Consider the following 24,483-nt stretch of genomic DNA (forward strand, 5'->3'; position numbering starts at 1 on the left):
GTATTCGTCTCTTCAAACCTGCCCTTCGCAAGACCGAAGAGTAGCTAGAATCCATCCTCTGAAAGTGCTGTTGGGGAATTGAGTTTGTTCAAGCGAGTATTGATTGCCAACCGAGGTGAAATCGCGATCCGCGTCGCGCGCGCCGCGTCGGCGCTCGGGCTGGAGTCGGTCAGTGTATACGCCCCGGCTGACGCACTCTCGCTCCATATCCGCGTTACGACCGAGTCGCGCGAGATTGGCAGCTCGCGCGGGCCGTCGAGCGATCCGGTGCGCGCCTATCTCGACATCGAAGCGCTGATCGAGGCCGCCAAGGCCACTCGCTGCGACAGCGTGCATCCCGGCTACGGCTTCTTGTCCGAGAATACCAGCTTCGCCAAGCGATGCCTTGAAGAGGGTATCGCCTTCATCGGGCCGCGTCCCGAGACGCTGGCGCTGTTCGGCGACAAGACCAAGGCGCGCGCTCTGGCCCGCTCACTCGACATTCCGATCATTCCAGGCAGTTCCACAGCCTTGGCGAGCGTCGAGGATGCCTTGGCGGTCAGCAAGACGATCGGCTATCCGGTCATGCTGAAAGCGGCAGGAGGCGGCGGCGGCCGGGGTATGCGCGTCGTCGCAAGCGCCGACGAAATGTCAGCGGCGTTGGCCAGATGCCGCAGCGAAGCTCTGGCGGCGTTCGGCGACGACTCAGTGTTTGTCGAGAAGCTGGTTGCGCGGCCACGGCATATCGAGGTCCAGATCCTGGCCGACAGTCACGGAAACATCGTTCATCTCTACGAACGCGATTGCTCGGTCCAGCTTCGAAATCAGAAAGTTGTCGAGATCGCGCCGGCTCCGGGGCTGGAGGCTGGCCTTCGGCGACGCTTGCTGGAAGACGCGATTCGCCTCGCGCGCGCTGCTGGCTTTGTGAACGCCGGCACCATCGAGTTCCTGGTCAACCCGGAGCGCGCCGAACACTTTTTCATCGAGTGCAATCCCCGCATCCAGGTTGAGCACACCGTGACCGAGCAGGTTACGGGCATCGACCTGGTCGAGTCCCAATTCCGCATCGCGGCGGGCGAGTCGCTGAAAACTCTCGGGATCCCGGATCAAGCCGCGGTCAAAACGCCGCGCGGTTTTGCCGTACAAGCGCGCATCGTCGCGGTCGGGCCCGGCGTACTGACCGCGTACAAGGAGCCGACGGGTCCCGGAGTGCGAGTCGATTCATCCGCATATCTCGGCTACGCGCCGCCGCCGCAATTCGATCCGATGTTCGCCAAGCTCATCTGCCAGTCGAACTCGACGCATTCGTTCGAGTCGGCACTCGACCACACGTTGCGCGCGCTGGATGAGTTCCACATCGCCGGTCTGCCGACCAATCTTCGACGACTGCGCGCAGTCCTCTCTCATCCGGCGGTACGGGCGGGCGACGCGCGGACCAGCTTTTTCTCCGAGTATCCCGAGCTGGCCGTGCCGACTGGTGCGGAGGCCTCCGCCTCGGGCTCAGTGGCGCTGCTCGAACAGCAGGCGACGGCTCTCCGCGGCGGCAAGAACGCGCTCGGCCTGTCGGCTGCACGGATCGCATCGGACAGCTTGGCCGTGCCGAGCGGCGAGGAAGGGGTCGAAAGCCCAATGGAGGGTGCGATCATCGAGCTCCCGGTGGAGGCCGGCGCTACGGTTGAGGCCGGTGCGACGCTAATGATCATCAGCGCCATGAAAATGGAAACCGCGATCACCGCACCCTGTGCCGGCGTCGTGACCGCGATCAGGCCCGCCGAGATCGGCGCCATTGTCGCGTCTGGTCAGATTGTCGCCACGATCGCTCCGGCTAAACGCGACAGTGACGCAGCCTCGCCACGCCGCTATGGCGACGATACCTGGGCGCCAATGCTCGCCGACGTGCAGACGTTGCAGGCGATCGCCCATCACCGCTTCGCGCCGGGGTCGACCGATCCGGGCGTGGTCCGCCAGCGCTCTCGCGGCAAGCTGACCTGCCGGGAGCGAATCGATCTGCTGCTCGACGCCGGCAGCTTTCGCGAGGTCGGGAGCCTCGCAGGCTTCGCAGACTACGACGAAGATGGAAAGGTCGCGGGCTTCACGCCCGCCAACCATATCGGTGGCTGGGGCAAGATTGACCGCCGGACGGTCGTGGTATGCGCCGACGATTTCACCTCGCGCGGCGGGCATGCCGACGGCGCGATTGGCGGCAAGAGCGCGCATCTCGATCGGCTGTCGATCGACCTTCGGTGCCCGTCGATCCGATTGCTCGACGGCTCGTCAGGCGGCGGCAGCATCGCAGCCATGGTCCCCAAACAGCAGAAGGCCGGCGAGAGCAGCGCGCAGGAAAGCTCGGGCGCAATAGTCGCTGGCCGGCCCCGGGTGTCTGGCGAGGGTGGATCGTTCCTGCCGGGCCACCTCGGCAGCACTATGTACGTCGCGCAGCTTAGCCAGGTGCCGGTGGTCAATCTGCTGCTCGGCAGCGTAGTCGGCATCGGCGCTGCCAAGGCTGTGCTCGGCCATTTCTCGGTCATGGTGCGCGACATCGCGCAGCTGTTCGTGGCGGGACCGCCGGTGGTCAGGCACGCAATGGGTTACGACATCACGAAAGAGGAATTGGGCGGCTGGCATATCCATTGCCGGAACGGCTCGGTCGACAATCTCGCGGAGTCGGAGCAAGCGGCAGCTTCGATGACGAAGCGGTTCCTCTCCTACCTACCCTCGAGTGTCTACGAAGCGCCGCCTGTCCATGAGCCAAACCCAGCTGATCCGATTGACCGTCGGGAAGAAGAGCTGTTTACGATTGTTCCCCGCAAGCGCACCACGACCTTCGACATGCGCCGAGCCATCCGGTTGATGGGGGACCAAGGCTCGTTCTTCGAGATCGGGCCGCTGTGGGGTACCGACCAGATTGTTGGCTTCGTACGCTTCAACGGCTATCCCATGGGCGTCGTCGCATCTGACTCTCGGCACGTCAATGGCGGCGCGCTAACGGCCGATGGTTGCGACAAGCTCAAGCGTCACCTCGACCTGTGCGACCTGTTCCATCTTCCCCTGCTGAACCTGATCGACAATCCGGGGTTCGCGGTGGGCCTCGAGCACGAAATAGCCGGCACCATTCGCAAGGGTGGCGAGTGGATGATCGCATTCGCGCAGGTAGCAGTTCCGATCTTCACCGTCATTATGCGCCGCAGCTTTGGCGTCGCCGGCAACAACTTTGCAACGCCTCGCAGCGGCGCCAGTGCGCGCGTCGCGTGGCCCGCGGCTGACGTCGGCGGCATCCCGCCCGAAGGTGGCATCGAGGCCGCTTACAAACGCCAGCTTGCCGAGGCCGCCGATCCAGCAGCACTGCGAGCCGAGATCAATGCGCGTATCGAAAGCGCGCGGGGACCCATCGGGCCACTCAACCGGTTCCAGATGGAGGAAATGATCGACCCGCGCGACACACGGCGTTGGATTTGCGAATGGGTCGAGAATGCCTATCGCATCGTCACGCAACCCGCCTTGCTGGTGCCTCGAGCGCTGCAATTCAGGCCATAGTCCGCCGTAATGGATAATCTCTAACCAACGTAGTAAGACGGGCAAAGGAGACAGCCTATGGCCCGGAAGAACCTCGGTGATGCCTTCGGCGGCAAGATCACCACCCTGGAAGAACAGCGCGCAATCTGGCGCGACGCCCTGCACCAGGACGCCATCTGGGAGGGACCGACGTTCGAGATCCCGGTGACGCTGATTGGGTACGAGGCCGCGAGCCGTTTTATGGAATTTCTGCTGAGCGTGGTTCCGCGCTTCAGCACAACGCCGGCAACGGTGTATCCCACAGCCGATCCGGATACCACCATCGTGGAATCATCGGGCGGTGGCGATACCGTGGACGGCGGCCGCTATACGCAGCGCTATTTCACCCTGATCACCATCAGAAACGGTCAGGCTTTCCGCATGCGCGAATACGTTAATCCATTCCAGACCTACAAGAGCTTCGGGAAGGAGCGCTGGGAGCGTGTCGTCTCCGAGATTGCGGCGAAGTACAACCGGCCCTGGCCCGCGTCGCAACTCCCCGACCCAATCGTGTTGCCGCCACTCAGGTAAACGCCGTCGCCCGCCTCTAAAGCTTAATCTGAGACACTACCGCAAATGGGAAGTCACCGCTCCAACGAAAACTATCCATCCGCCGACGTGGCCGAGTCGAACAGTCTTCTGGTTGCCCCGCTGCTACCTTTGATAGCAGGGCAGGCGGCTGAGGCCGACGCCACGCGGTCCGTCGCTCCGACGGTGATCGCGGCGCTGAAGGGCAACGATGTTATGCGCATGTCAGCCGTCCGAGCCTTGGGCGGGCTTGAAAGTAGCGTAACCGCGATGGGACGAGAGCTGGAAGCAGTGGCCGCGGCCTGCGGCTCAACCGGCTGGTGTCTTTGGAACCACCTGTGTGTGTTCCATTTCTACTGCGGCCTTCTGGGTCCCGCGCATATCGGGTTGCTGCGCAGTATCACTGCCAACCGGCACTGGGTCTGCTTGCCGGCCGGCGCTGGGACCGGAGTGATTGGCAGAGTGGACGGGGATGAGGTCGTGCTGAACGGAATCGCCTCCTTTGGCTCCGGTGGCCGCTATTCGGACTATGCGGGCGTCACTTTCGTCTTCGAGGGCGAACGGCAGCCGCACTTGACCTTAGTGCGTACCGATCAGCAGGGCGTGCGCATCGACCCAACCTGGAAGGCAATGAGCCTTCGCGCCTCCGCGACTGATCACGTGCACTATGAAGAAGTGCGAGCACCTCTCTCGGGGGTGGTGCCGTTCCCGTTGCCATACAGGGTTGCCTTCCGCGATCCGGCCTACGCAGTCATCGACGATCGCTATCGCGAGGATTGGGTGGCCCTTTCCGACCTTTGGCTCGGCTGTATGGCGGTGGGAGTCGCCGACGCGGCATTGAAGGACGCGTGCATAGGCATCCAAGGCCGAATCGCTATCATGGGAGTCAAGATGGTGGAGAGACCCACCATCCACGTAAATCTCGGCCATGCCGTCGCCCTGATCTACGCGGCGCGCGCGGCAGTCTATGACTCCTGCGCCGCGACGGATGCTCGTATTGCGGCGCATCAGACTCCGACGGAGGGCGACTATTTGGAACAGCTCGGGGCCAGCATGATAGCTCTGCGCTTGTGCGACGAGGCCATGCGGCTGATCCTGCGCGTGCTGGGCGGAAATGGTCTCCGAGAGGGGCAGTCCTTCGAACGCCGCTACCGTGATTTTCAGGCGATGCCTCTGCACATCAACGCGCATCCTGATCGGGTGTCGGAACAACTTGGACGTCACGCGCTTGGCCTGGCGACCGAGAACCCGTTCTGAACCTCAGGCTACTCGTGCGAATGAGACAGTCGGTTTGTCAAACCCCGCGCGCTCAGACCGAGCCCGGCGTCCGCGGCTACTCGAGCCGACTTGGCGAGGAACTGGCGCCGAGTCAGAGCGACGTCACTTATAGACAATTCGCCACATTCACTCGACCCCAAAACATCATCCATCTCCCGTCCAACGGAATGGCGTCAATTCGATATTAATTCTCGCAGTCGCTCAAATTCCGGTTCGGATAGAATTTTTGATAGCGACACGGGCTTCGGCCGCGCCTTGTCCTCGCGCGCCGCCGGAAATCAGAGCAAGCACAGCTCTCGGATATGGAATGTCACCGCACTCGCATCGAGGCTCCGGCGGGCTGATAATGAACCAAAATGGATGCAGGTAACGTGGTTAGGTATGGATGATTGCTCTTCTTGATCGGGTGATTGTGCGATGGAAACGCCAGCGAAGATCGAAGGGACGGCGGCTCCCGGAAGGAACAACCGAGCGTTCGAATTCCTGCGCGACATTCCGAAGCAGCTGCTGATCGCCGGGAAATGGGCGCCGGCTCAAGCTGGCGGTACTTTCCACACAATCAACCCGGCGACTGAAGAAGTGCTCACGACGGTGGCGGAAGGAGACGCGCGTGACGTCGACGCCGCTGTTAAGGCTGCTCGCGAAGCATTCGAGAACGGCCCGTGGTCTCACATCACGCCCCATCAGCGAGCCAAATATCTGCTGAAGATTGCTGAACTAGTCCAGAAGCACGCCGATGAATTGGCGCACGTGATCACGCTGGATAACGGCAAGCCGATCTCCGAGGCGAGAAACGAAGTTGCCAGAACTGCAGAAGTCTTCATCTACTACGCCGGCTGGACGACGAAGATCTGCGGTGAGACCAATCCTTCCGATCCGTCTCTGTTCAACTACACCCTGCGGGAGCCGCTTGGTGTTTGCGGCCAGATCATTCCGTGGAATGGCCCGCTCTCGATGGTGGCATGGAAAGTCGCCCCAGCTCTCGCATGCGGCAATACCGTCGTTCTCAAGCCTGCCGAACAAACTCCTTTGCCCGCCCTCGCCTTCGGCAAGCTAACCCTCGAGGCCGGGCTTCCTGCCGGCGTCGTCAACATCATCACCGGCTTCGGTCCAACCGCGGGTGCAGCCATCGCGCGGCATCGGGATATCGACAAGGTCGCCTTCACCGGTTCCACCTCGGTGGGCAGAGAGATCTTGCAGGCGGCAGCCAGCAATTTGAAACGCGTTTCTCTCGAACTCGGGGGCAAGTCACCGAACATTATCTTCGACGACGCCAACCTCGAGTTGGCTGTGGCGGGTTCGGCTATGGGAATTTTCAGAAACCAGGGGCAGGTGTGCTGTGCGGGCTCGCGAATTTTCATCCAGCAGAAAATTTACGACGAATTCGCAGAACGCCTCACGCAAGTCGCATCGGGCATCACCCTGGGAGATCCTCTTCAGCCTGGCACCACGATGGGGCCGCTGGTCTCCGATGAACAGTACGAGCGTGTGCTCGGTTATCTGAACGTCGGCCAGCAGGAAGGCGCCTGCGTCCGCGCGGGCGGCGAGCGCGGACCGCAGTCCAGGGGCTACTTCGTCGCGCCGACGGTCTTCGCCGACGTCAAGAGCGACATGCGGATAGCTCGCGAGGAAATTTTCGGCCCGGTCGCTTCCCTGATTCCCTTCCGGGACGAGACCGATGCAGTGCTGCAGGCAAACGATACCATTTACGGACTCGCGGCGGCGGTATGGACCCGAAACGTCAATCGCGCCCTCGCACTCGCGCGCCGTCTCAGGGCCGGCACAGTGTGGATCAACTGTTACGGGATACTTGATCCGATCTCGCCGTTCGGCGGTTACAAGCAATCTGGTTTCGGCCGTGAGCTGGGCAAAGACTCGATCGAACTTTACACCCAGCCCAAGTCCGTCTTCATCAAGTTCCAGAAGTAGTCTAGCGATAGCGCTGAATTGCGCCGCGGGTTTTCCGACTTCAACTCATATGCCAAGAACGATCCTGATGGGCGATCCGCAATACTTCTCAGTGAAGGGCGGGGCCAACCCGCACACGCGCAACATCCTTGGGCTTAAGAAGAGAGTCGATCCGGACCGGGCCCGCCGCCAATGGCACACGATGGCGAGGACATTGCTCGCGCATGGCGCAGAGGTGCTGGTGGTAGAGCCGCACGAGCTTCTTCCCGGTCTGGTCTATCCCGCCAACGCCGGTTTTCTTTACCCGCGAGAGGGTATCCCGGCCGCATGGAAGGTGTTTCACCTCGCCAACTTACTGCCCTCCCGGGCCCCCGAGCGTGATGTCTACCGATCATTCATCCGATCGCTCGGTTTTGTCACCAACGAAATCGAGGCGCGGTTCGAAGGCGAAGCAGATTTCTTCCCAGCCGGCGCCTACATGCTGTTTACGCACGGGCCAATCGAGCGGCAGCGCTTCGTACTGACGATCGGCCTGCCGCCGTGGAAACGGTTGTACGGGTTCCGCTCGGACGATCGCGCGATCGGCGAATTAGGGCGGATCGCAGCCGGCGCGCAAATACTTTCTCTGGAACTGTGCCTTGAGGCCCATTACCACGGAGATACGGTGCTGTGCTCGTTCGGGCCTCGACGCGAGTTCGTGCTTGCTCACATGGATGGGCTGACGCGTCAGTCGGGGGAAGAATTGCGGAACGCATTTGCCTCTAATCTAGTAGAATTGCAAGCCGCCGATGCGGCACTCTATGCGGCCAACTCTTTTCAGGTCGAGTATCAGGGCAAGTACTATTTGTTCATGCCGCTGGGCGTTGGGGAAACGCTATGCCAACAGATTCGGGAGCGCGGCGTCGAGCCGGTACTGATAGATGTCAGCGAATTTCTGGCCAAGGGCGGTGGCTCGATTAAGTGCATGATCCTGGATCTCGGACCGTCGGCCGACCAGCCAAAAGGGGCCGAAGCGGCTTCGTTCCGAGCTCAGCGTAGTTACGGGCAGCTCTTTGAAATGGAATCTTGAGCAAACTCTTTTTCTCCCTGATCGCGAAACCCCATATTGCGAGTGCTAGTCTCTTCGCATGGCTTCAGCGCTTCCCTCGTTTCTCTTGCGCCAGGCCGGCCTGCAGGATCATCGCCAAATCCTCCGTCTCGCGCGCGAACTCGACTCGACTAACCTTCCGACCGATTCGGCAGAGCTGGCGGAGGTGCTCGAGCGATCAACAAAATCCTTCACGGGCGAAATCGCGAAGCGAGAGCATTCCATCTATGTATTTTGCGCGGAGGAGATAGGTAGGCGTCGAATCGTTGCGGCTTCGATGATCATCGGCAAGCACGGCACTCCGAGCTCACCGCATTACTACTTCGAGATGGATGCCGACGAGCGCTACTCGCACACGCTCCGCCGGAAGTTCCGGCATCCCTACCTGAGACTGCGCTATTCGATGGATGGGCCCTCAGAACTAGGAGGGCTGATTGTGAGTGCAGCAATGCGGGGGCATCCAGAGCGAATCGGCAAGCAGATCTCGTGGGTGAGATTCCTGTACATCGCGCGGCATCGCAGGCGCTTCCAGCGACAACTCATCGCAGAGATGCTTGCCTCCGGCGAGCCGGGACACGGAAATCGCTTCTGGGATCACTATGGACGGCTGGTCACCGGGCTCTCGTATCGGGAGGCGGATCGCATGTCAACGCGTGACAAGGAATTCATTCGCACGCTCTTTCCTGACGCGCCGCTGTACACATTCATGCTTCCGGAGCAGGTCCGCAGCTCGCTCGGCGTGGTTGGCGAGAACGCGCGCGGGGCAGTGAAGATCCTGGAGCAGGCCGGGATGCGATTCCTCAAGCAGATGGATCCATTTGATGGCGGACCGTACTATGGCGCTGAAATCGAAAATCTTGCACCGGTAAAGTCCTTCGCATGGTATCGTGCAACGAAGGTTGAATCAGCGGAAAAAGAAGGGATACGCTACCTCATATCGCGCGAGGATGCCCGGGGATTTCGCGCGGTCGCGGCAACGGCGGCGGTCGATACCCGGCGGATGATCATCCCACGCGCGATCCTCGATATCTTGAGCACGAAGTACGGCGACCGCATAGACGCCGCGCCCTTGCCATAGCTCGCGACTCGCACCGCGCAATTGCGCGACCTCGCGATCAAGAAGCGAGATATACGCGAGTGCATCACGCACTTCGCCGAGCGCGCGACCGTTTCACGTCGTTCAGGCTTACCTGAAGAAAGCCCGACTGTCAGCGGTGCGCGTTTGAGCGGATAAGGTTTCTTATGCTGTCCCATTTTCAAGCGGCTGTATTGGGCGTGCTGCAAGGTGTCTCAGAGCTATTCCCGATTTCGAGCTTAGGTCATAGCGTGATTTTGCCCGGCCTTTTGGGCTGGCCAATCGATCAAAACGCGGACTACTTTGTGACGTTTGTCGTGGCAACGCATTTCGCAACGGCGTTAACCCTCTTCATTGTATATTGGGATGATTGGGCTCGCATCGTATCCGGACTGCTCGGCTCCATATGGGCGCGGGAGTTCAGGCCTACAAATCCTGGCGCGAAATTAGGTTTGCTGTTGATCATTGGCACTGTTCCGGCAGGTGCAGCCGGGCTTGTCTTCCAAAAGCAACTGCAGGAGCTCTTCATCTCGCCGGCGGCAGCCGCGCTTTTTCTCATGTTAAATGGCGGGTTGCTCTATTTGGCAGAGCGCCTGAGAAGAACCGCCAAGCCGAGCGAAGAGTTCGACCGCATAGACAGGCGGATTGCCGCCCGGATGTCGTGGTGGCAGGCCGCGAAGGTCGGAATAGCGCAGGTGCTCGCCCTGTTACCGGGATTTTCGCGAACCGGATCGACGATTGCCGGTGGACTTTTGATCGGTTTCTCTCATGAAGAAGCGCTCAGATTCTCGTTTCTTTTGGCCACCCCGATAATTGGAGCGGCTGCCCTTCTCAAGCTACCCGTGCTCTTCCATTCGGGCAGCGTTGCGGCGATCGAGAATGCCTTGCTGGGCGCGGTCTGCGCGGCAGCCGCCGCATCCGTTTCCATTAAGATTCTGACGAGATATTTCCACACCAAGACCCTTACTCCGTTTGCAATCTATTGTGCCGCCGTCGGCTTGCTGAGCTTGATCGCGCTAGGCTGATTGCCGACACGCCTGACCGCGATTGGATTGCAAGATGAGGTCGGGATTGAACGGCTGCCTCACACCACTTCGATGAAAGCGGAGCACTTAACCAATTCGAGATGAATGAATACAAGTCCGTGAATGAAAATAAGGATGATGATCGAGCCACCTCCGATCGTTTCGATCGAGTTTTCTGGGAACGCTTTTGGCGCTTGGTCCGCCCGTACTGGGCATCGGATAGACGCGGCCGAGCTTTCGTGCTGGTTTCGGCAATGACGGTGTTGAATCTGGGCACGGTTGGGATGCAGGCGGTTTTCAGTTACGTGTCGCGCGACGTGATGAACGCGCTGCAAGCGAAGGACGCCGCACGGTTTCATCATCTCTTGATGCTATTCGCGCTTTGGATCGTGGTCTTCGTGCCCATCGCCGCCTTATACCCATACTTGAGCGGACTCCTCAGCATCGACTGGCGGGATTGGATGACGGAGAGGTTCGTGAAGGGCATGCTGCAGGGCAACGCGCTTTACTACATCATGCGCGATCGTACGGTCGACAATCCCGACCAGCGGATCAGCGAAGACGTCAACAGTTTTGGCAGCGGTGCGCTCAGCTACTCGATGACGGTGCTGCAAGCGGTCGTAACCGCAATGGCGTTTTTCGGAATCCTCTGGGGAATCTCGCGATGGCTGGCCGCAAGCTTGATCGGTTATTCGCTGGCGGGCAGCTGGTTGGCCGTGGTGATCGGCCGCCGCCTGGTGGTGATCAACTTCAATCAGCAACGTTACGAAGCCGACTACCGGTTCGCATTAGTCCACGCGCGCGACAATGCGGAAGCGATCGCGCTGTACAACGGGGCGCGCGATGAAGCTCAACAACTGCGGCAGCGCTTTGCCAAGGTTGTCGACAATTTCAAGCTGCTCATTCTATGGCAGCGCCATTTGACCCTTTTCACCGCCGCCTATGACAACGCGGCAGGCCTCGTGCCATATTTCGTGTTGGCCGGCGCCTACTTTTCCGGACGTTTTGCGTTGGGCGAATTTACCCAAGCGGCGTATGCATTTTCGGTTCTGCAGGGTTCGATGTCGCTGGTAGTCGATCAATTCCAGGCACTTACCGACTACGCATCGGTGGTTAATCGTCTGGCTGTATTCGAGGAGTCCTGTGAAAAGGCAGCCACCAAGGAGAGCGATGACCAGCGGCAAATCGAGGTGGTCGAAGATGACTCACAGATTGCTCTTAAGAACATCACCCTGGAGACGCCGGATCGGGTGCGAGTTTTGCAGCAGGATATTTCGCTCGCGGTCGCCGATGGCGACGCTCTGTTGGTCACCGGTCCGACCGGTGCGGGCAAGACCTCACTCATGAGGGCTGTCGCGGGCCTATGGAGAGCCGGCAGCGGGCGGATCTTGCGGCCGTCGGTGAATCATATCCTGTTCATGCCGCAAAAGCCTTATTTGATCCTGGGCTCGATTCGCCAACAGATTCAGTACCCACGGGCCGACGCTGTCAGCGACGAAACCCTCATGGAAGTGCTGCGGGAAGTCGACCTTGCCTATCTCCCCGGCCGGTTTGGCGGTCTCGACGCCGAGCTCAACTGGGCGGACTTGCTGTCGGGCGGCGAGCAGCAGCGTCTGGCTTTCGCGCGGCTCCTCCTCAGTAGACCGCGCTTTGCAATCCTCGACGAAGCAACCAGCGCGCTCGATATTGCCTCTGAAGAGCGCTTGTACTCGCGCCTTGCGAGCCTGCCCATCGCCTTCATCAGCATCGGGCACAGGCCCAGCCTGCGCAAATTCCATAAGCAGGTGATCGAGCTGTCCCTTGGCGTCGAGTCCACAACCGAAAGTGCGCTGCTTTCCTGAAGGCAGGGCTCGGGTCGCAGGTACTGGCTGAACCAAGGCACTGAGCAAATCGACAAGGACATTGCTGACATCGATGCCCTGGGAGCGCAAAGCTGATTTCGAATGAAGCCCCGCCACGCTGCCGCGCTCGGGCTTGTGATTGCCGTTGTTGGTGCAGGCTGTGCGCGGCCCATTTGTGAAGCCAATGATTCGCCGCGAGGCGTTCGTAGCGATGGTGCAACCCACCGACTTGTGGAACGGCGATGATTCGTCCGTTCTGTGGCGACTGGATCGGTCGCCAGTGCAAGACAGTCTTTGTCCAGTGAAAGATGCGTCCGGGTGCCGTGGCCAGTAGGGAGCTATTTCGATCGTAGCCGGTTCCGTTCGCACGCGGCGAACGAGGTCCAAGCACTCCCGTCGAATCGAACCAATGACTCTCTCGAAGTAGGCGTTCTGCTTCATGCGGCAACTTACGGTCCAACATTTGCGTGTTGGGCTAGGTACGACATCAGGAGGTCAATCGCATGTTGTTCGCCCCCTTTCTTTTCATCTACGTACTCATTTGCGTGGCCCTTTTGGCCGGGCTTTTCATCCTGATCGAACTCGAGGTGATCAGTTATGCATTTTTGGTTCTAGGCCTTTCGCCCAGGGCTGCGATTCTGGCTTTGTTCGCGAGTCTCATAGGCAGCTATATCAACATTCCTCTCTACGCCGTCCCGTCCGATGCTATTCCGACCGCGACCACGGTGAACAATTTCGGCGTGCTCTATCAAATTCCCATGCAATACGCCGGCTCGAGTACCACGGTCGCGATAAATGTCGGTGGTGCGCTGATTCCACTATTTATCTGTGCCTATGCGTTGTTCCGATGGCCATCGGCCCTCCTGCCGTCAGTACTGGGAACGGCACTCGTCGCATACGTGGCTCATCAGTTTGCCTACCCGGTGGAAGGACTCGGGATTGCACTTCCATTGTTTATTCCGCCGCTTACGGCAGCGATCGTCGCGGTTTTGATTGGCAAAGCCATGGGAGCGAGGGACAGCCTGCACGTGATCGCGTACGTCAGTGGCGTCCTCGGCACGCTGATCGGAGCTGATCTGACCAACCTGAACAGAATCGCCGAGCTCAGGACCCCGGTCGCGTCAATTGGTGGCATGGGAACTTTCGATGGCGTGTTTCTTACCGGGATTGTGGCGGTACTACTTGCTGGCGCTGGCCGCAGACGTGCGGTTGAGCCCTATGAAGAGGTTGTGATCAGTCGCGAGTAACGTGACCGAGGCTCGGCGGAGTCAGCGAATGGCGCCGACTCCGCCGAGCATTTCACTTTCCCTTGCCACAGCAATCTCTGTAGAGCTTCAGGGATCCGCACGGGCATGGTTCAATTGGGTGTGGCATTGCAACACCTCCTGTAACGGTTAGTTCCCCAAATTCGAGACTCAGCTACTTATTCTTTGAGCTGGCGTTGCTGCCGTTGCCGCCGCCATTCCCGCTTTGAACCTGAACCTTCTTGGTCGAGGTTTCCTTTGGAATTGGCACAGTCAATTCGAGGATTCCGTTTTTGTAAGATGCCTTAATCCCTTCGCCGGTCGTCCCAGGCGGGAGCGTGATCGAGCGTTCCATTTCCTCGTGGCTGATCTCCCGCTGCAGAAAGTCGCGACCCTTCTCCTCATGCTGATCTTCACGAGCGCCGCGAATCGTCAGCATGTTTCCATTGACCGTCACTTCGATGTCTTTCGGATCCATACCCGGCATCTCCGCCCGCACCACCATCTTGTCGCCCTCGACGTACGACTCGATCGCCGGTTCTTTCAGCAGCGCGTTAAGACGCTGCATCGAGCGCGGTGTTCCTCCGAGGAACCTGTCAATTAGATCGTCGAACTCGCGCCGTACATTCTCCAATGCCGGCGCCGCATGCCTTTCCTGAAGTGCGTTCGCCATTGTGTTTACCTCCTGAGCAAAGTTTCAAAAAAATCGGCACGTGGATTGTCAAGTCGCGAATGATGGCTTCTGCGACTGATGCAATGCGCCGCTGTGTCTCAAAAGCTTGAAGCTTAGTCCTATCAACAGGACTCCGAAGACGACGGCCCAGACTGCGATCAGCCACAGCAGCCCGATTGCTGCCGCGAACGGATTCAACATCAAGAGGAACGCAAAGATGACCGAACAGATGCCGCTCAGCAGCAGCCAGAGCTCACCCTTCATCACTTTGCGCAGTTCGATTGCCGCGACGATTTCAAGCGCACCGGTCGCGAGGCTCCAGGCCGCAATGTAGATAAGCAGGCCGAGGGCGGTGACCGCGGGCAAGCGGAAGGTCAACACGCCGACGAATACACCGAGAATTCCTTGCAGCATCGGGAGCCAATGATTTTCCATATGACGCCAATTCGCCAGCGTGGCGCCGATAATGAAGGCCCCATCCACGAGTGCATACGCGCCGAAAAAGATCACCAGCACCGCTAATGTGATTCCGGGATACGTGAAGGCAATCACACCGAATGCGATGGCGAGCAGCCCTCTCAGCAGGAATACCCACCAATATCGCGCCATTGTCGATGCAATATCCTCGACTACAACTTCTTCGACTACCAGTTCTGCCATGTCACTCTCCTTTGATGATTAGTGACGCCTCTAAAGCACCGGGAGGCGCTGCCGGATTCCGATCGGAAATGCTTCGTCGATCATCGCAAGCTCGCGCCCGTTCAACCGTAGATCGCCGGCGCCTGCATTTTCTTCGACGTGCTCCGGGCTCGACGCCTTCGGGATCGTGAAGAGCGAGGGTCGCCTGACCAGGAACGCGAGCGCGACCTGGCGCGGGGTTGCGTTGTGCTTGGCGGCAATCGCGCTCAACACGCGACCGGCTGACGTGTGCGGGCCCGGAAAAGCCCCCGAATGGCCGAACGGGCTGTAGCCGACGACAGATACGCCGTGCCGTTCGCACCAGGGAAGCACGGCGTGCTCAATCGATCGTTCTCGCAAGTGATACAGGACCTGATTGCATGCGATGCGGGCCGGGCCGACGATGCTCCAGAGCTCATCGAGGTCGCCTACGTCGAAATTGCTCACACCCCACGACAGGATCTTCCCGTCGCGCTGAAGCGTCTCGAAGCCGGCGACCGTATCTTCCAAGGGATATGGTCCGCGCCAATGCAGCAAGTAGCAGTCGAGCCTGTCGGTCCGGAGCCGGTAGAGCGATCTCTCGCAAGCGGCGACGGTACCCTCAATCGAGGCGTTCTCGGGCAGCACCTTCGATACCAGGAAGACCTCATCGCGATGACCGGCAATCGCGCGACCAACTAATTCCTCGGCGTCGCCAGAACCGTACATCTCGGCTGTGTCGATATGCGTCATGCCGAGGTCGAGGCCGCGGCGAATCGCAGCGATCGCGCGATCAGGAATACCGGTGTCGATGTACCAGGTGCCTTGGCCGATAACCGGCACCTCATGCCTGGTGGCGCCGAAGCGATGATATTTCATCATGCCCTCAAGGCAGTGATTTGTTCGATCGCCGCCAGCATTGAGCCGAGATCGCGAGGGCCGTCGTAGCGCAATCCGTTGATGAAGATCGTCGGAGTGCCATTGACGCCGCTGCGAACTCCGCTGAGAAAATCTTCCCGCACGCGCGCGGCGTAGCGGTTCTCAGCCATGTCGTTGACGAACTGATCCAGGTTGCAGCCGACCTCGGCCGCGTAGTCGATCAGATCCTCGTCTTCAAGCGCATCCTGATGTTCAAACAAACAATCATGCATCTCCCAGAATTTTCCCTGCGCGCCCGCAGCCTCGGCCGCTTCTGCGGCGTGCAGGGCGTAAGGATGCGCCTCGGCCAGCGGGAAGTGGCGGAACGCGAACAGTAGGGAGCCCGCCAGTGCTTGCCGCAATGCCCTAAGGACGGGCTCAGCAGCAGCGCAGTAGGGACATTCAAAATCGCCGTATTCCACAACGACGATTTTCGCGTTCCACGGACCGATAACATGATCGCGTTTGCCGACTGGTGGGGTGAGCATGACGTGTCTCCTGTTTGTTTGAATAAATCCTGCGCCGATTAAGTTCGCGCCGGCGATCAAGCGTGAGTCTGGCGAGAATGTTCGCTTGCTGTGGCGGCTTGGCCGAACAACTTGATCATCTCGCGGTTGAACGCTGGAATGTCGTCGGGCTTGCGACTGGACACGAGGTTCCTATCGACCACAACTTCCTGGTCCATCCATTCCGCACCGGCATTCCGAAGATCAGTCTTGAGTGACGGCCACGATGCGATCCGGCGTCCTTTCGCGGCTCCGGCCTCAATCACTGTCCATGGGCCGTGGCAGATAGCGGCGACCGGCTTGCCGGCGTCGAAGAACTCCTTTATGAATGCGACCGCTTTCGGAATTATTCGTAGAGCGTCGGGGTTCATGACGCCTCCGGGCAGCAGCAGCGCGTCGAAGTTTCGCGAAGAGGCTTTGTCCAGTGGCACATCGACCGGTATCACCTCGCCCCAATCCGTGAATTTCCAGGCTTTGACGCGTTGGTCCTTGGGCGAAACGACGCGCGTCTCGGCGCCGGCTTGATTGAGAGCCTTGCGCGGTTCGAGGAGTTCAACCTGCTCGAAACCGTCGGTGACCAGTATCGCGACTTTCAGTCCTTTAAGATTTTCCATTGTAAACCTCAGGTCGTAAAAAATTTCTCAAGTGACCACATATGTTCAGGTCTGATGAGTTCGCAGCACGATCTTGCCAAGCACGTGACCGGCTGCCAGCCGTTCATGTGCCTTCGCCGCATCGGCGAGGGGGTAAGCAGCAGCAATCGGGACCTGAAGCTTGGCCGCTTCGACGGCGCGTCCCAGGCGATCGAACTCGTGAACGCCCGGAACGGCGTCATAGGGGATGACCTGCATTTTGGGCCGCTTCTTTGGCTCCGGGTCTATTCCGTTTGGATAGGCGAGGCGGCCACCGGGTCGGAGCGTATCGAGGCATCGCTCCAGAGCCTCACCACCAGCCAGGCCAAGCACGGCATCGATGCCGTCGGGTGCGAACTCGCGTGCGGCGGCGACGATATCGCTGTGGCGTCCGTCCATCACCATGTCCGCTCCGAGGCGGCGGGCGAAATCCATGCCGTCCTGGCCCGACGCGGTCGCAAGCACTCGCGCCTCGCGCAGCTTGGCGAACTGCACGGCCAGACTTCCCACGCCGCCAGTCGAGCCGTGTATGATGATGGTTTCGCCTTTCTTTAGATGTAGTGCGTCGTCGATGCCCTGGAGCGCGGTGAGCCCGGTGGTCGGGATTGCGCCCGCGTGCTCGAGGTCGAGCGTCTTCGGTATATGAGCAGTCATTTTGGCGGAGACCACTACGTATTCAGCGTAAAAGCCGCCCTTGCGGTTTTCGAACGCATACGAATACACGCGATCGTCAAGTTTGAAACGGCGCACCCCTGAGCCAATCGCCGCAATAACCCCGGAGCCATCGGTGCCAAGCACCAGCGGGAACTTTTTTCGACTGCTTGCGAGGCTGCCATCGCGCATCTCAGCGTCCCACACTCCGACGCCTGCAGTATCGACTGCGATCAGCACCTCTCCCGCGTCGGGCATCGGCGTCGGCAGAGTGTGGAGCGTGAGGACCTCGGGTCCGCCAAAACGATCAATCGCGGCAGCCTGCATAGTCGCGGGGATGTTGGATTCGGCTATTCGGCTTCGCGAATGATCGCGGGCCACTGGATGCGTTTTTGTTTTTCGTGCTGCCGTGGTGGTAGCCATTGGTGCTCTCCTTAAGAGCGTGACGCTTCGCGGGTTGACGCCTGCTGCCGAGGCGCGAGACCTTCAAGAGCGGTGAGAATACCGTCGGCGCCGGGATTCACTCCGATAGGTGACAGGTAGCTCCATCGGATCGTTCCCTCGGAATCGATCACGAACAATGCGCGCTCGCATACGCCGTCCTGGTGCCGATACGCGCCGTAGCTCTGTGCCGTCTCTCCTTTAGGGTGGAAATCAGCGAGCAGCGGGAAGTGCAGTCTGCGATCCTTGGCGTACGCGGCATGACACCAGGCGCCGTCGACCGAGATACCGAGCAGCGCGGCGCCGAAGCGCCTGAACTCCGGCAATACCTCGTTGTACAGAGCCAACTGATCGCCGCACACAGGGCTCCAGTCCGCGGGGTAGAACGCGAGGATCACAGGCGCGCCGCGAAAATCACTCAACGAAACGGATTGGTCCGGCGTGCACTTCAGGGTGAAGTCCGGCGCCTTGGTTCCGGGTCCCAGAACCGATTTGCCATTGTTGGTGGTCTGATCGTTTTTCATCGGTGGCTTTCCTCTGTGTGATTTAAGTGCCTGGCTTTTCAGCGTCGTGCGCGTGATCGATTGCCTTCTGAACGCGGCGGTTGAGCCGCGCGTAATCCAAAATAACTTTTCCGGAATGCACCGATTTGACGGCGTCGAGCGGAACGACGAACTCGCCAGCATTCTCGATGTAGACCACTAGTTGGCTGCCGTCCGGCGCAACCTCACGCACCGCGCCGAACTCCTCGCCGCCGTCGTAAATGTAGGTTTGATATCCAACTTTAATTTGCTCGTTCATCGCGAAAGCTCACGGTTTGACGGTCAGCTTGTTTTCAACCTCGGTGACGCCCGGCGTGCGCCAGGCTGCCGCTTCTGCTTCGCCGCGCTCGGCGAACGAGCGGACAGTGCCGGTGAGAATAACCTTGCCGTTGAGGCTCTCGACCGAAATGCGGTTCGCGTCGATTTGCGCGCTTCGCTTGAGAGCTTCTTCGATCTTTGCTTTGACTTCCCTGGGCGATGCGCTCGGCGTGATGGCGATCGAATTGGTGATGCCACGGACGCCCGCGAGCTCTCGCGCGAGGTTCTCGGCCTCCGTTTTCGGAAAGTGGTGATTGACGGTTCCCCCCAGCGTCACCCAGCCATTTGAAACGGCGACTTTGATGCTGTCGGCGGGGATCCGGTTGTCCATCTTGAACGCCAGTCTTAAGTCCTCGGCGATGTCGGCGTCGGTCCGCTCGTGCATCAGCTCGACCTCGATCTCGTTGGCGATCGCCACTACTCCGGCGACACGTTTCGCGACACTCTCGGCGCGCCACTTTTCGCCAAGCGTCGGGACACGACCCGTCAGCGTGACGACACCGTTCTTGGCCGTTACCGCAATGTCGCGCGCGTCGACGCTGGGATCTTCCTCGAGCTCGCGTTCGACGTCGTGGCGCAATTCAAAGTCGGTCTTCATATGGATACCTCTGGCGTTTGTCTCGGCCTCATTGCGGTGCGACGTCAAGATGAAGCCGTAAGTAAAAGTTGTGGATGCCGAGGCCGCGCAAGGGAATTTCGATCTGCTGATGAGGTTCGAACATCGCGGGAATCTGCACCGGTATCGATTCCTTTTCTTCGACCACGCCTAGCTCATCGCAGACCTGGCAGGGTAAGCCGTTGTCTTGTCCGGACCCGTGGCACGCCGGGCATGGATAGATGGCGGGAGCTTCGATCATCGCGACGCCGCCGCGGGCCGCGTCCTCCGGCGTGAGCGTGAGCTGGACGTCGATCGCCTCGGCGCGCTTTTGCCGCGGCGGCCGGGCTCGAAGAAAGTTTTTCAACACCTGCTCCCGGACCAGATCGAGAGAAGGCCACGAAATCCGGGAATTGCTCAGAAGGTGGGCGGCGGTCGGAAGATCAGAATCGAGTGGCGAATTCAAATCGGGGAGCGCCCATGTGCGCCTGCTGGTCACGGCTGGTCCCGCGTCGCTCAAGCCTCGAGCGTAGTCGTCTCTTCGGTCGGGGTCCGACAAAAGGTGATATGCCTCGACGATTTCCTGGTAGAACGGAGTGCCGTTAGCCCCGACGCTGTCCGGATGGTAGTGCCGCACCAGCTCGTAGAATGCGTGTCTGAGCCCGTTTTCGTGTTCCGTCACGCGGAGGCCCAAAGTCAGGTAGTAATTTCTCTTCAGCAACGCTTTACCTCCTTCGTCGACGGCGCCTTCAATCACACGACGACCACCCTCAGCTGCAACATCAGGTTGTGAATTCCGATCCCGCTTAGATCCATCTCGAATACTTCGCCGTCGTGGGTATCGCGCGGAATCTCAAACATCACTTGCGAGCGGCGGCTGAAGAGGCTCACCGGCAAATGGCATCCGAAGCGCGCATCCTCGCGATGCAACGTCGCGTCAAGACCAAGACGGCGGTAGGGTCCGTCACTTTTGCGGCGATACCCGTGAAAGTTCTGCGAAATGTGGTCGCGCAACTCTTCGAGAGAAGGCGTCATGGAAGTGAAATCATCAGGAATCGTGACCGGCGGTTTCCATCGCGGCGTCTCGGCCGCGAAAGTCCGCCGGCCAGTCAACAGCTCGATATCGTGCGCGCGACGCCGATCCGGATTGCTCAAGACGAGGTAGGCATCCTGGGTATCCCGGTATTGCTCCGGATCGGGACGCGCGCCAACGTTGGGATCGACGGTAAACATGATTCGCCGGTATGCGAGCAGAATCTCAGCCGGATCGGCTCGCATCGGGACCGCCAGTCGCTGGTAAAAGTTGCTCTTGCGCACGAGCGATCACCGCGGTTACGTAGCTCGAACTTCGATCCGCTTCGCCTTTGCATCTTCGGCCTTCGGAAGAACGATGCGCAGCAGCCCATTTTTGAATTTGGCGCGGGCGCTGTCCGCGTCGATTCCCGGCGGCAGGGGAATCACCCGCGTGAATTCGGTGACACCCCTCTCCAGGCGGTAGTAGTTGCTGCCGCGCTCCTCATTCTCGAGGTTTTTCTGGCCGCGCAGGATCAGTCGATTGTCCATGACCTCGATTTGGACGTCGTTCTCGTCGAAGCCCGGAATCTCCGCGACGACTACGACTTCATCGTCTTTATCTTCGAAATCCACCGGCGGACCGAAGGCCATGCTCGACAGTTGCTGTCCATCTGTTGTGCCGTCTTTGCGCCGACGCCTCCATCGATCGAGCATGGAGTGAATGTCCTCTCGCAAGCGGCTGATCGATCGCTTCACAGGTTCAGGGATTATCTGGGCCATATAGCTGACCTCCCGATCTGACTGTTCGGGGCGTTCCGCCCCGGTATCAGCTCACCTTGACGTCGATTTTCTTTGGCTTCGCCTTTTCCGATTTCGGGAGATTGAGCGACAACACCCCGTATTTGAGTTCCGCGTTGATTTTGTCGGTTGCGATGTCTTCGCTGATCTCGAACTGCCGGAAGAAACCAGTCAGCTCGATCTCGCGATATATCGGTTCTCCCTTGACGAGATGCTGCGCCTTGCCCTGGATAGTCAGCGTGTCCTGATCGACACGAACTTCGAGGTTCTCCTTGGGAACTCCCGGCATATCGGCCAGCAGGACCAGCGAGTTCTGAGTTTCATAGATATCCACCGGCGGAGGCGCGTAGCGCTCGGCTGCACGCGTCATCTCCGAGGAGCTGCCATTCGTCTGTGACCCATTTGATCCATTCATAGCGGGTACTGTTTTCTCTGGCATGGCTGTTATCCTCTTGCGCACTTTTGGCGATTCAGTTGAGCGGGCTCAGGAGACCTACACTTGAATCTGCCTGGGTTTTGCTTTTTCGGATTTGGGCATCGTGATGAGAATCAGCCCGTTCTTGTATTCCGCGCTGATCTTGTCCTCGTCAATTTCGACCGGCAGCGTGATGGTGCGCACAAATTTGCCGGTCGCGCGCTCCTCGCGATGGAACATTTCGGGCTTGATCTCGCTCGGCAGCCGCCTTTTTTCGCCCGAGATAGTCAGGTCGTTGCGCACGACGGTGAGGTTCAGAGACTCCGGATCGATTCCGGGAGCCACCGCCTCAACGTAGAGATTGTCCTTGTCCCCGTGAAGGTTGATGAGCGGATAGGCGCGCGCGAGCCGGCCCGGCAGAAACGCCTTGCGCAAAAACGGCTCCGTCGGGACGAAATCGTCGAACGCGCGATCTATCTCGCGATGAAGCATGTCCATTTCGTCAACTGCGGTTGATTGATTCATAGATGCACTCTCCTTGTGAGCGGCTAGTCTCTAACTTGCGGTATGGATAAGCTGGGGGGTAGCAAACACCGCGCCGAAGGAGATCGTCGCAGTCCGTTAATCTTCGGATCGCAGAAGTACCCGCGGTCTGGGGAATTTGCTCTGCGGCGGTGGGGTAGAAGCCACACCGGCCCGCAAGTGCCAATTCGATCTGAATGGGCTGAGGAAGTCGCGGACTTCGGAGCCGCCATCGCCGCCGGCTAATTAATCAAAGCGGCCCTCAAACACTGAGGGGAACCATCATGAGTGAATTCCTGAGCAAGCTGTTCTCGTCGGATTTCATGCCGCACGGTGACTGCTATCTGTGGAGGCCGGAAATTGTCTGGTTGCACGCGACGTCCGACACGCTGATTGCGCTGTCGTATTATCTGATTCCGATCGTCCTGATTTATTTCGTCCGCAAGCGGACGGATCTTCCGTTCAACTGGATATTCGTGATGTTTGGAGTCTTCATCCTGGCGTGCGGAACTACGCACGTGATGGAAGTGGTGACGCTCTGGGATCCCGTGTACCGGCTCTCCGGAGTCATCAAAGCTTTCACCGCAGTAGTATCAATCGCGACGGCGGTGATGCTGGTGAAGTTGATTCCTAACGCGCTGGCGCTTCCCAGCCCAACGCAGCTTCGGACGGCCAACCTCAATCTCGAAAATGAAATCAAACACCGGCGCCGGGTCGAGGAGGCGCTGCATCAGGCGCACGATGAATCGGAAGCCAAGGTCCAGGAACGCACCGCCCAACTTGCCAGTACCAATGAAGAACTGCGCAAACAAATCGTCGAACGGCAACATGCGGAGGAGGCATTGCATACCGCGCAGAGCGGGCTTGCGCATGTGACTCGGGTCACGTCGATGGGCGAGCTGATGGCGTCGATCGCGCACGAAGTGAATCAGCCACTCTCCGCTATCATCACCAATGGCAGCGCGGCCCAACGCTGGCTCGCGGGCGAGACACCGAACCTGGAAGAAGCCCGGACGTCGATAACCCGGATGATCAGGCAGGGAAACCGGGCGAGTGAGTTGATTAAGGAGATTCGCGCGTTCGTAAAGAAATCTCCTCCGCAGAAGAGCCGAGTGGAAATCAACGATGTCATTCGCGAGACGGTGACGTTAGTGAGCAGAGAGAGTCTACGGAACAACGTGGCGCTGCTAACCGATTTAGGCACCGACTTGCCGGCGCTGACTGCGGATCGTGTGCAACTGCAACAGGTGCTGCTGAATCTGATGATGAACGGGATCGAAGCCATGAGCGCGATCGAAAACCGGTCCCGGCAACTCTCGATCAGGTCGGAGCCACAAGAGAACCCGGACGGCGTGCTGGTCGCGGTGCGGGACAGCGGCATGGGAATCAGTCCGCAGAATCTCGAGAGATTGTTCGAGACGTTCTTCACCACCAAAGCCGAAGGCATGGGCATGGGACTCGCGATCGGACGTTCAATCGTGGAGGCGCACGGCGGCAGGCTGTGGGCCGAAGCGAATCCGGACCATGGCGCGACATTTCGATTTATGATTCCGACTGTCGGTGAAGCCTCACCATGAGCAAGCAGGAAATGAGCAAGCCGGAATCGATCGTCTATGTAGTCGACGACGACGAGTCGGTGCGCGAGGCGATTGAAAATCTGATCCGCTCGGTGGGCCTGCACGTCGAGGCCTTCGCGTCCGCGCAGGATTTTCTCCGCAGCAAGCGGCCCGACGTTCCAGGATGCCTCGTGCTCGACATCCGGTTACCGGGCTTCAGCGGTCTCCAACTCCAGCGCAAGCTGGCCGATGCTGATATCAAGATCCCGATCGTCTTCATGACCGGTCACGGCGACATCCCGATGACCGTGAAGGCGATGAAGGCCGGCGCGGTCGAGTTTTTGACCAAGCCGTTTCGCGATCAGGATCTGCTCGACGCGATCCAGCAGGGGATCGAGACCGATCGCTCGGCGCGGCGTGAACGAAGTTTGACCGACGATTTGCGCGAGCGTTACGAGTCGCTAACTCCGCGCGAACGGGAAGTGATGCGGCTGGTTGTCTCAGGCCTGCTCAACAAACAGATTGCCGGCGAGCTCGGGACCAGTGAAATCACGGTCAAGACTCAGCGCGGCCAGGTCATGCAAAAGATGGGTGCGGGTTCGCTGGCGGATCTAGTCAGGATGGCGGAAAGACTCGGAGTGCGGGCACCTAAGGATTAGAACTCAGACACCAACGTATAATAGACGCCACAGCGCATTGCGCGGTACTTTTTGTTCATGACGAACACA

At 59.5% G+C, this 24,483-nt stretch carries 26 protein-coding genes; 11 read left to right on the forward strand and 15 right to left on the reverse strand.

What is annotated here, in order from left to right:
• Window positions 1-84: 84 nt before the first annotated feature.
• The 9 genes from WB650_RS00115 to WB650_RS00155 all read left to right on the forward strand — a co-directional run bounded on the left by WB650_RS00115 (window position 85) and on the right by WB650_RS00155 (window position 13,520).
• Entirely contained in the window at window positions 85-3,513 is a 3,429-nt protein-coding gene (locus WB650_RS00115; RefSeq protein WP_422300811.1) for a carboxyl transferase domain-containing protein, read from the forward strand.
• Between the two features lie 57 nt (window positions 3,514-3,570).
• Entirely contained in the window at window positions 3,571-4,062 is a 492-nt protein-coding gene (locus WB650_RS00120; RefSeq protein WP_422300812.1) for a nuclear transport factor 2 family protein, read from the forward strand.
• A 45-nt stretch (window positions 4,063-4,107) separates the two neighbouring features.
• Window positions 4,108-5,316 (forward strand): acyl-CoA dehydrogenase family protein, encoded by a 1,209-nt coding sequence (locus WB650_RS00125; RefSeq protein ID WP_422300813.1) that lies wholly within the window; start codon window positions 4,108-4,110, stop codon window positions 5,314-5,316.
• A 438-nt stretch (window positions 5,317-5,754) separates the two neighbouring features.
• Window positions 5,755-7,266, forward strand: a complete 1,512-nt coding sequence (locus WB650_RS00130; protein ID WP_423958963.1) for an aldehyde dehydrogenase family protein — start codon at window positions 5,755-5,757, stop codon at window positions 7,264-7,266.
• 67 nt (window positions 7,267-7,333) lie between these two features.
• Entirely contained in the window at window positions 7,334-8,314 is a 981-nt protein-coding gene (locus WB650_RS00135) for a dimethylarginine dimethylaminohydrolase family protein (RefSeq protein ID WP_423958965.1), read from the forward strand.
• A 58-nt stretch (window positions 8,315-8,372) separates the two neighbouring features.
• Window positions 8,373-9,410, forward strand: coding sequence for an arginine N-succinyltransferase (locus WB650_RS00140; RefSeq protein WP_422301075.1), 1,038 nt, complete (start codon window positions 8,373-8,375; stop codon window positions 9,408-9,410).
• A gap of 164 nt (window positions 9,411-9,574) precedes the next feature.
• A complete protein-coding gene (locus WB650_RS00145; RefSeq protein WP_422301077.1) occupies window positions 9,575-10,432 on the forward strand; it encodes an undecaprenyl-diphosphate phosphatase in 858 nt (285 codons plus the stop codon).
• Between the two features lie 101 nt (window positions 10,433-10,533).
• Window positions 10,534-12,273, forward strand: a complete 1,740-nt coding sequence (locus tag WB650_RS00150; protein ID WP_423958966.1) for an ABC transporter ATP-binding protein/permease — start codon at window positions 10,534-10,536, stop codon at window positions 12,271-12,273.
• 503 nt (window positions 12,274-12,776) lie between these two features.
• On the forward strand, window positions 12,777-13,520 hold the full coding sequence (locus WB650_RS00155) for a DUF1614 domain-containing protein (RefSeq protein ID WP_422301081.1): 744 nt from the start codon (window positions 12,777-12,779) through the stop codon (window positions 13,518-13,520).
• A gap of 52 nt (window positions 13,521-13,572) precedes the next feature.
• On the opposite strand, the gene WB650_RS00160 is transcribed toward WB650_RS00155, so the two are convergent.
• The 15 genes from WB650_RS00160 to WB650_RS00230 are packed head-to-tail and all read right to left on the reverse strand — an operon-like array spanning window position 13,573 to window position 22,202.
• The gene (locus WB650_RS00160) at window positions 13,573-13,647 is read right to left on the reverse strand and encodes an SEC-C metal-binding domain-containing protein (protein ID WP_422298292.1); all 75 of its coding nucleotides are present in this window, start codon (window positions 13,645-13,647) and stop codon (window positions 13,573-13,575) included.
• A gap of 45 nt (window positions 13,648-13,692) precedes the next feature.
• Window positions 13,693-14,190: an Hsp20/alpha crystallin family protein gene (locus WB650_RS00165; protein ID WP_422301083.1), complete on the reverse strand. Its 498-nt coding sequence runs from the start codon at window positions 14,188-14,190 to the stop codon at window positions 13,693-13,695.
• Window positions 14,191-14,238: 48 nt separating this feature from the next.
• The gene (locus tag WB650_RS00170; RefSeq protein ID WP_422301085.1) at window positions 14,239-14,850 is read right to left on the reverse strand and encodes an HdeD family acid-resistance protein; all 612 of its coding nucleotides are present in this window, start codon (window positions 14,848-14,850) and stop codon (window positions 14,239-14,241) included.
• A gap of 30 nt (window positions 14,851-14,880) precedes the next feature.
• Window positions 14,881-15,726 (reverse strand): aldo/keto reductase, encoded by an 846-nt coding sequence (locus WB650_RS00175; RefSeq protein ID WP_422301087.1) that lies wholly within the window; start codon window positions 15,724-15,726, stop codon window positions 14,881-14,883.
• Window positions 15,726-16,313 carry a DsbA family protein gene (locus tag WB650_RS00180; protein WP_422301089.1) on the reverse strand — a complete coding sequence of 196 codons (588 nt, stop codon included), beginning with the start codon at window positions 16,311-16,313 and terminating at the stop codon, window positions 15,726-15,728. Before WB650_RS00180 ends, WB650_RS00175 begins: the two co-directional genes overlap by 1 nt.
• Window positions 16,310-16,885 (reverse strand): type 1 glutamine amidotransferase domain-containing protein, encoded by a 576-nt coding sequence (locus WB650_RS00185; protein WP_423958970.1) that lies wholly within the window; start codon window positions 16,883-16,885, stop codon window positions 16,310-16,312. The genes WB650_RS00180 and WB650_RS00185 overlap by 4 nt, the downstream gene beginning before the upstream one ends.
• Window positions 16,886-16,930: 45 nt before the next feature.
• Complete coding sequence (locus WB650_RS00190) at window positions 16,931-17,977, reverse strand: NADP-dependent oxidoreductase (protein ID WP_423958972.1); 1,047 nt, start codon at window positions 17,975-17,977, stop codon at window positions 16,931-16,933.
• 11 nt (window positions 17,978-17,988) lie between these two features.
• A complete protein-coding gene (locus WB650_RS00195; protein ID WP_422303202.1) occupies window positions 17,989-18,519 on the reverse strand; it encodes a redoxin domain-containing protein in 531 nt (176 codons plus the stop codon).
• Window positions 18,520-18,541: 22 nt separating this feature from the next.
• The gene (locus tag WB650_RS00200; RefSeq protein WP_422303203.1) at window positions 18,542-18,796 is read right to left on the reverse strand and encodes a hypothetical protein; all 255 of its coding nucleotides are present in this window, start codon (window positions 18,794-18,796) and stop codon (window positions 18,542-18,544) included.
• 9 nt (window positions 18,797-18,805) lie between these two features.
• Window positions 18,806-19,453 carry a BON domain-containing protein gene (locus WB650_RS00205; RefSeq protein WP_423958974.1) on the reverse strand — a complete coding sequence of 216 codons (648 nt, stop codon included), beginning with the start codon at window positions 19,451-19,453 and terminating at the stop codon, window positions 18,806-18,808.
• 28 nt (window positions 19,454-19,481) lie between these two features.
• Window positions 19,482-20,171, reverse strand: a complete 690-nt coding sequence (locus WB650_RS00210; protein WP_422303205.1) for a DnaJ domain-containing protein — start codon at window positions 20,169-20,171, stop codon at window positions 19,482-19,484.
• Window positions 20,172-20,203: 32 nt separating this feature from the next.
• A complete protein-coding gene (locus WB650_RS00215) occupies window positions 20,204-20,767 on the reverse strand; it encodes a J domain-containing protein (RefSeq protein WP_422303206.1) in 564 nt (187 codons plus the stop codon).
• Between the two features lie 15 nt (window positions 20,768-20,782).
• The gene (locus WB650_RS00220; protein WP_422303207.1) at window positions 20,783-21,244 is read right to left on the reverse strand and encodes an Hsp20/alpha crystallin family protein; all 462 of its coding nucleotides are present in this window, start codon (window positions 21,242-21,244) and stop codon (window positions 20,783-20,785) included.
• Window positions 21,245-21,290: 46 nt separating this feature from the next.
• Window positions 21,291-21,701: an Hsp20/alpha crystallin family protein gene (locus tag WB650_RS00225; RefSeq protein ID WP_423958976.1), complete on the reverse strand. Its 411-nt coding sequence runs from the start codon at window positions 21,699-21,701 to the stop codon at window positions 21,291-21,293.
• Window positions 21,702-21,755: 54 nt separating this feature from the next.
• Complete coding sequence (locus WB650_RS00230) at window positions 21,756-22,202, reverse strand: Hsp20/alpha crystallin family protein (protein WP_422301706.1); 447 nt, start codon at window positions 22,200-22,202, stop codon at window positions 21,756-21,758.
• A gap of 281 nt (window positions 22,203-22,483) precedes the next feature.
• Here WB650_RS00230 and WB650_RS00235 point away from each other — a divergent pair, with 281 nt between their 5' ends.
• Window positions 22,484-23,776: a sensor histidine kinase gene (locus WB650_RS00235; protein ID WP_423958978.1), complete on the forward strand. Its 1,293-nt coding sequence runs from the start codon at window positions 22,484-22,486 to the stop codon at window positions 23,774-23,776.
• Entirely contained in the window at window positions 23,773-24,414 is a 642-nt protein-coding gene (locus WB650_RS00240) for a response regulator transcription factor (RefSeq protein WP_422301709.1), read from the forward strand. The genes WB650_RS00235 and WB650_RS00240 overlap by 4 nt, the downstream gene beginning before the upstream one ends.
• Window positions 24,415-24,483: the final 69 nt, after the last annotated feature.

The sequence above is a fragment of the Binatus sp. (SeqCode) genome, from assembly GCF_049584895.1.
Taxonomy (GTDB): Bacteria; Desulfobacterota; Binatia; order Binatales; family Binataceae; genus Binatus.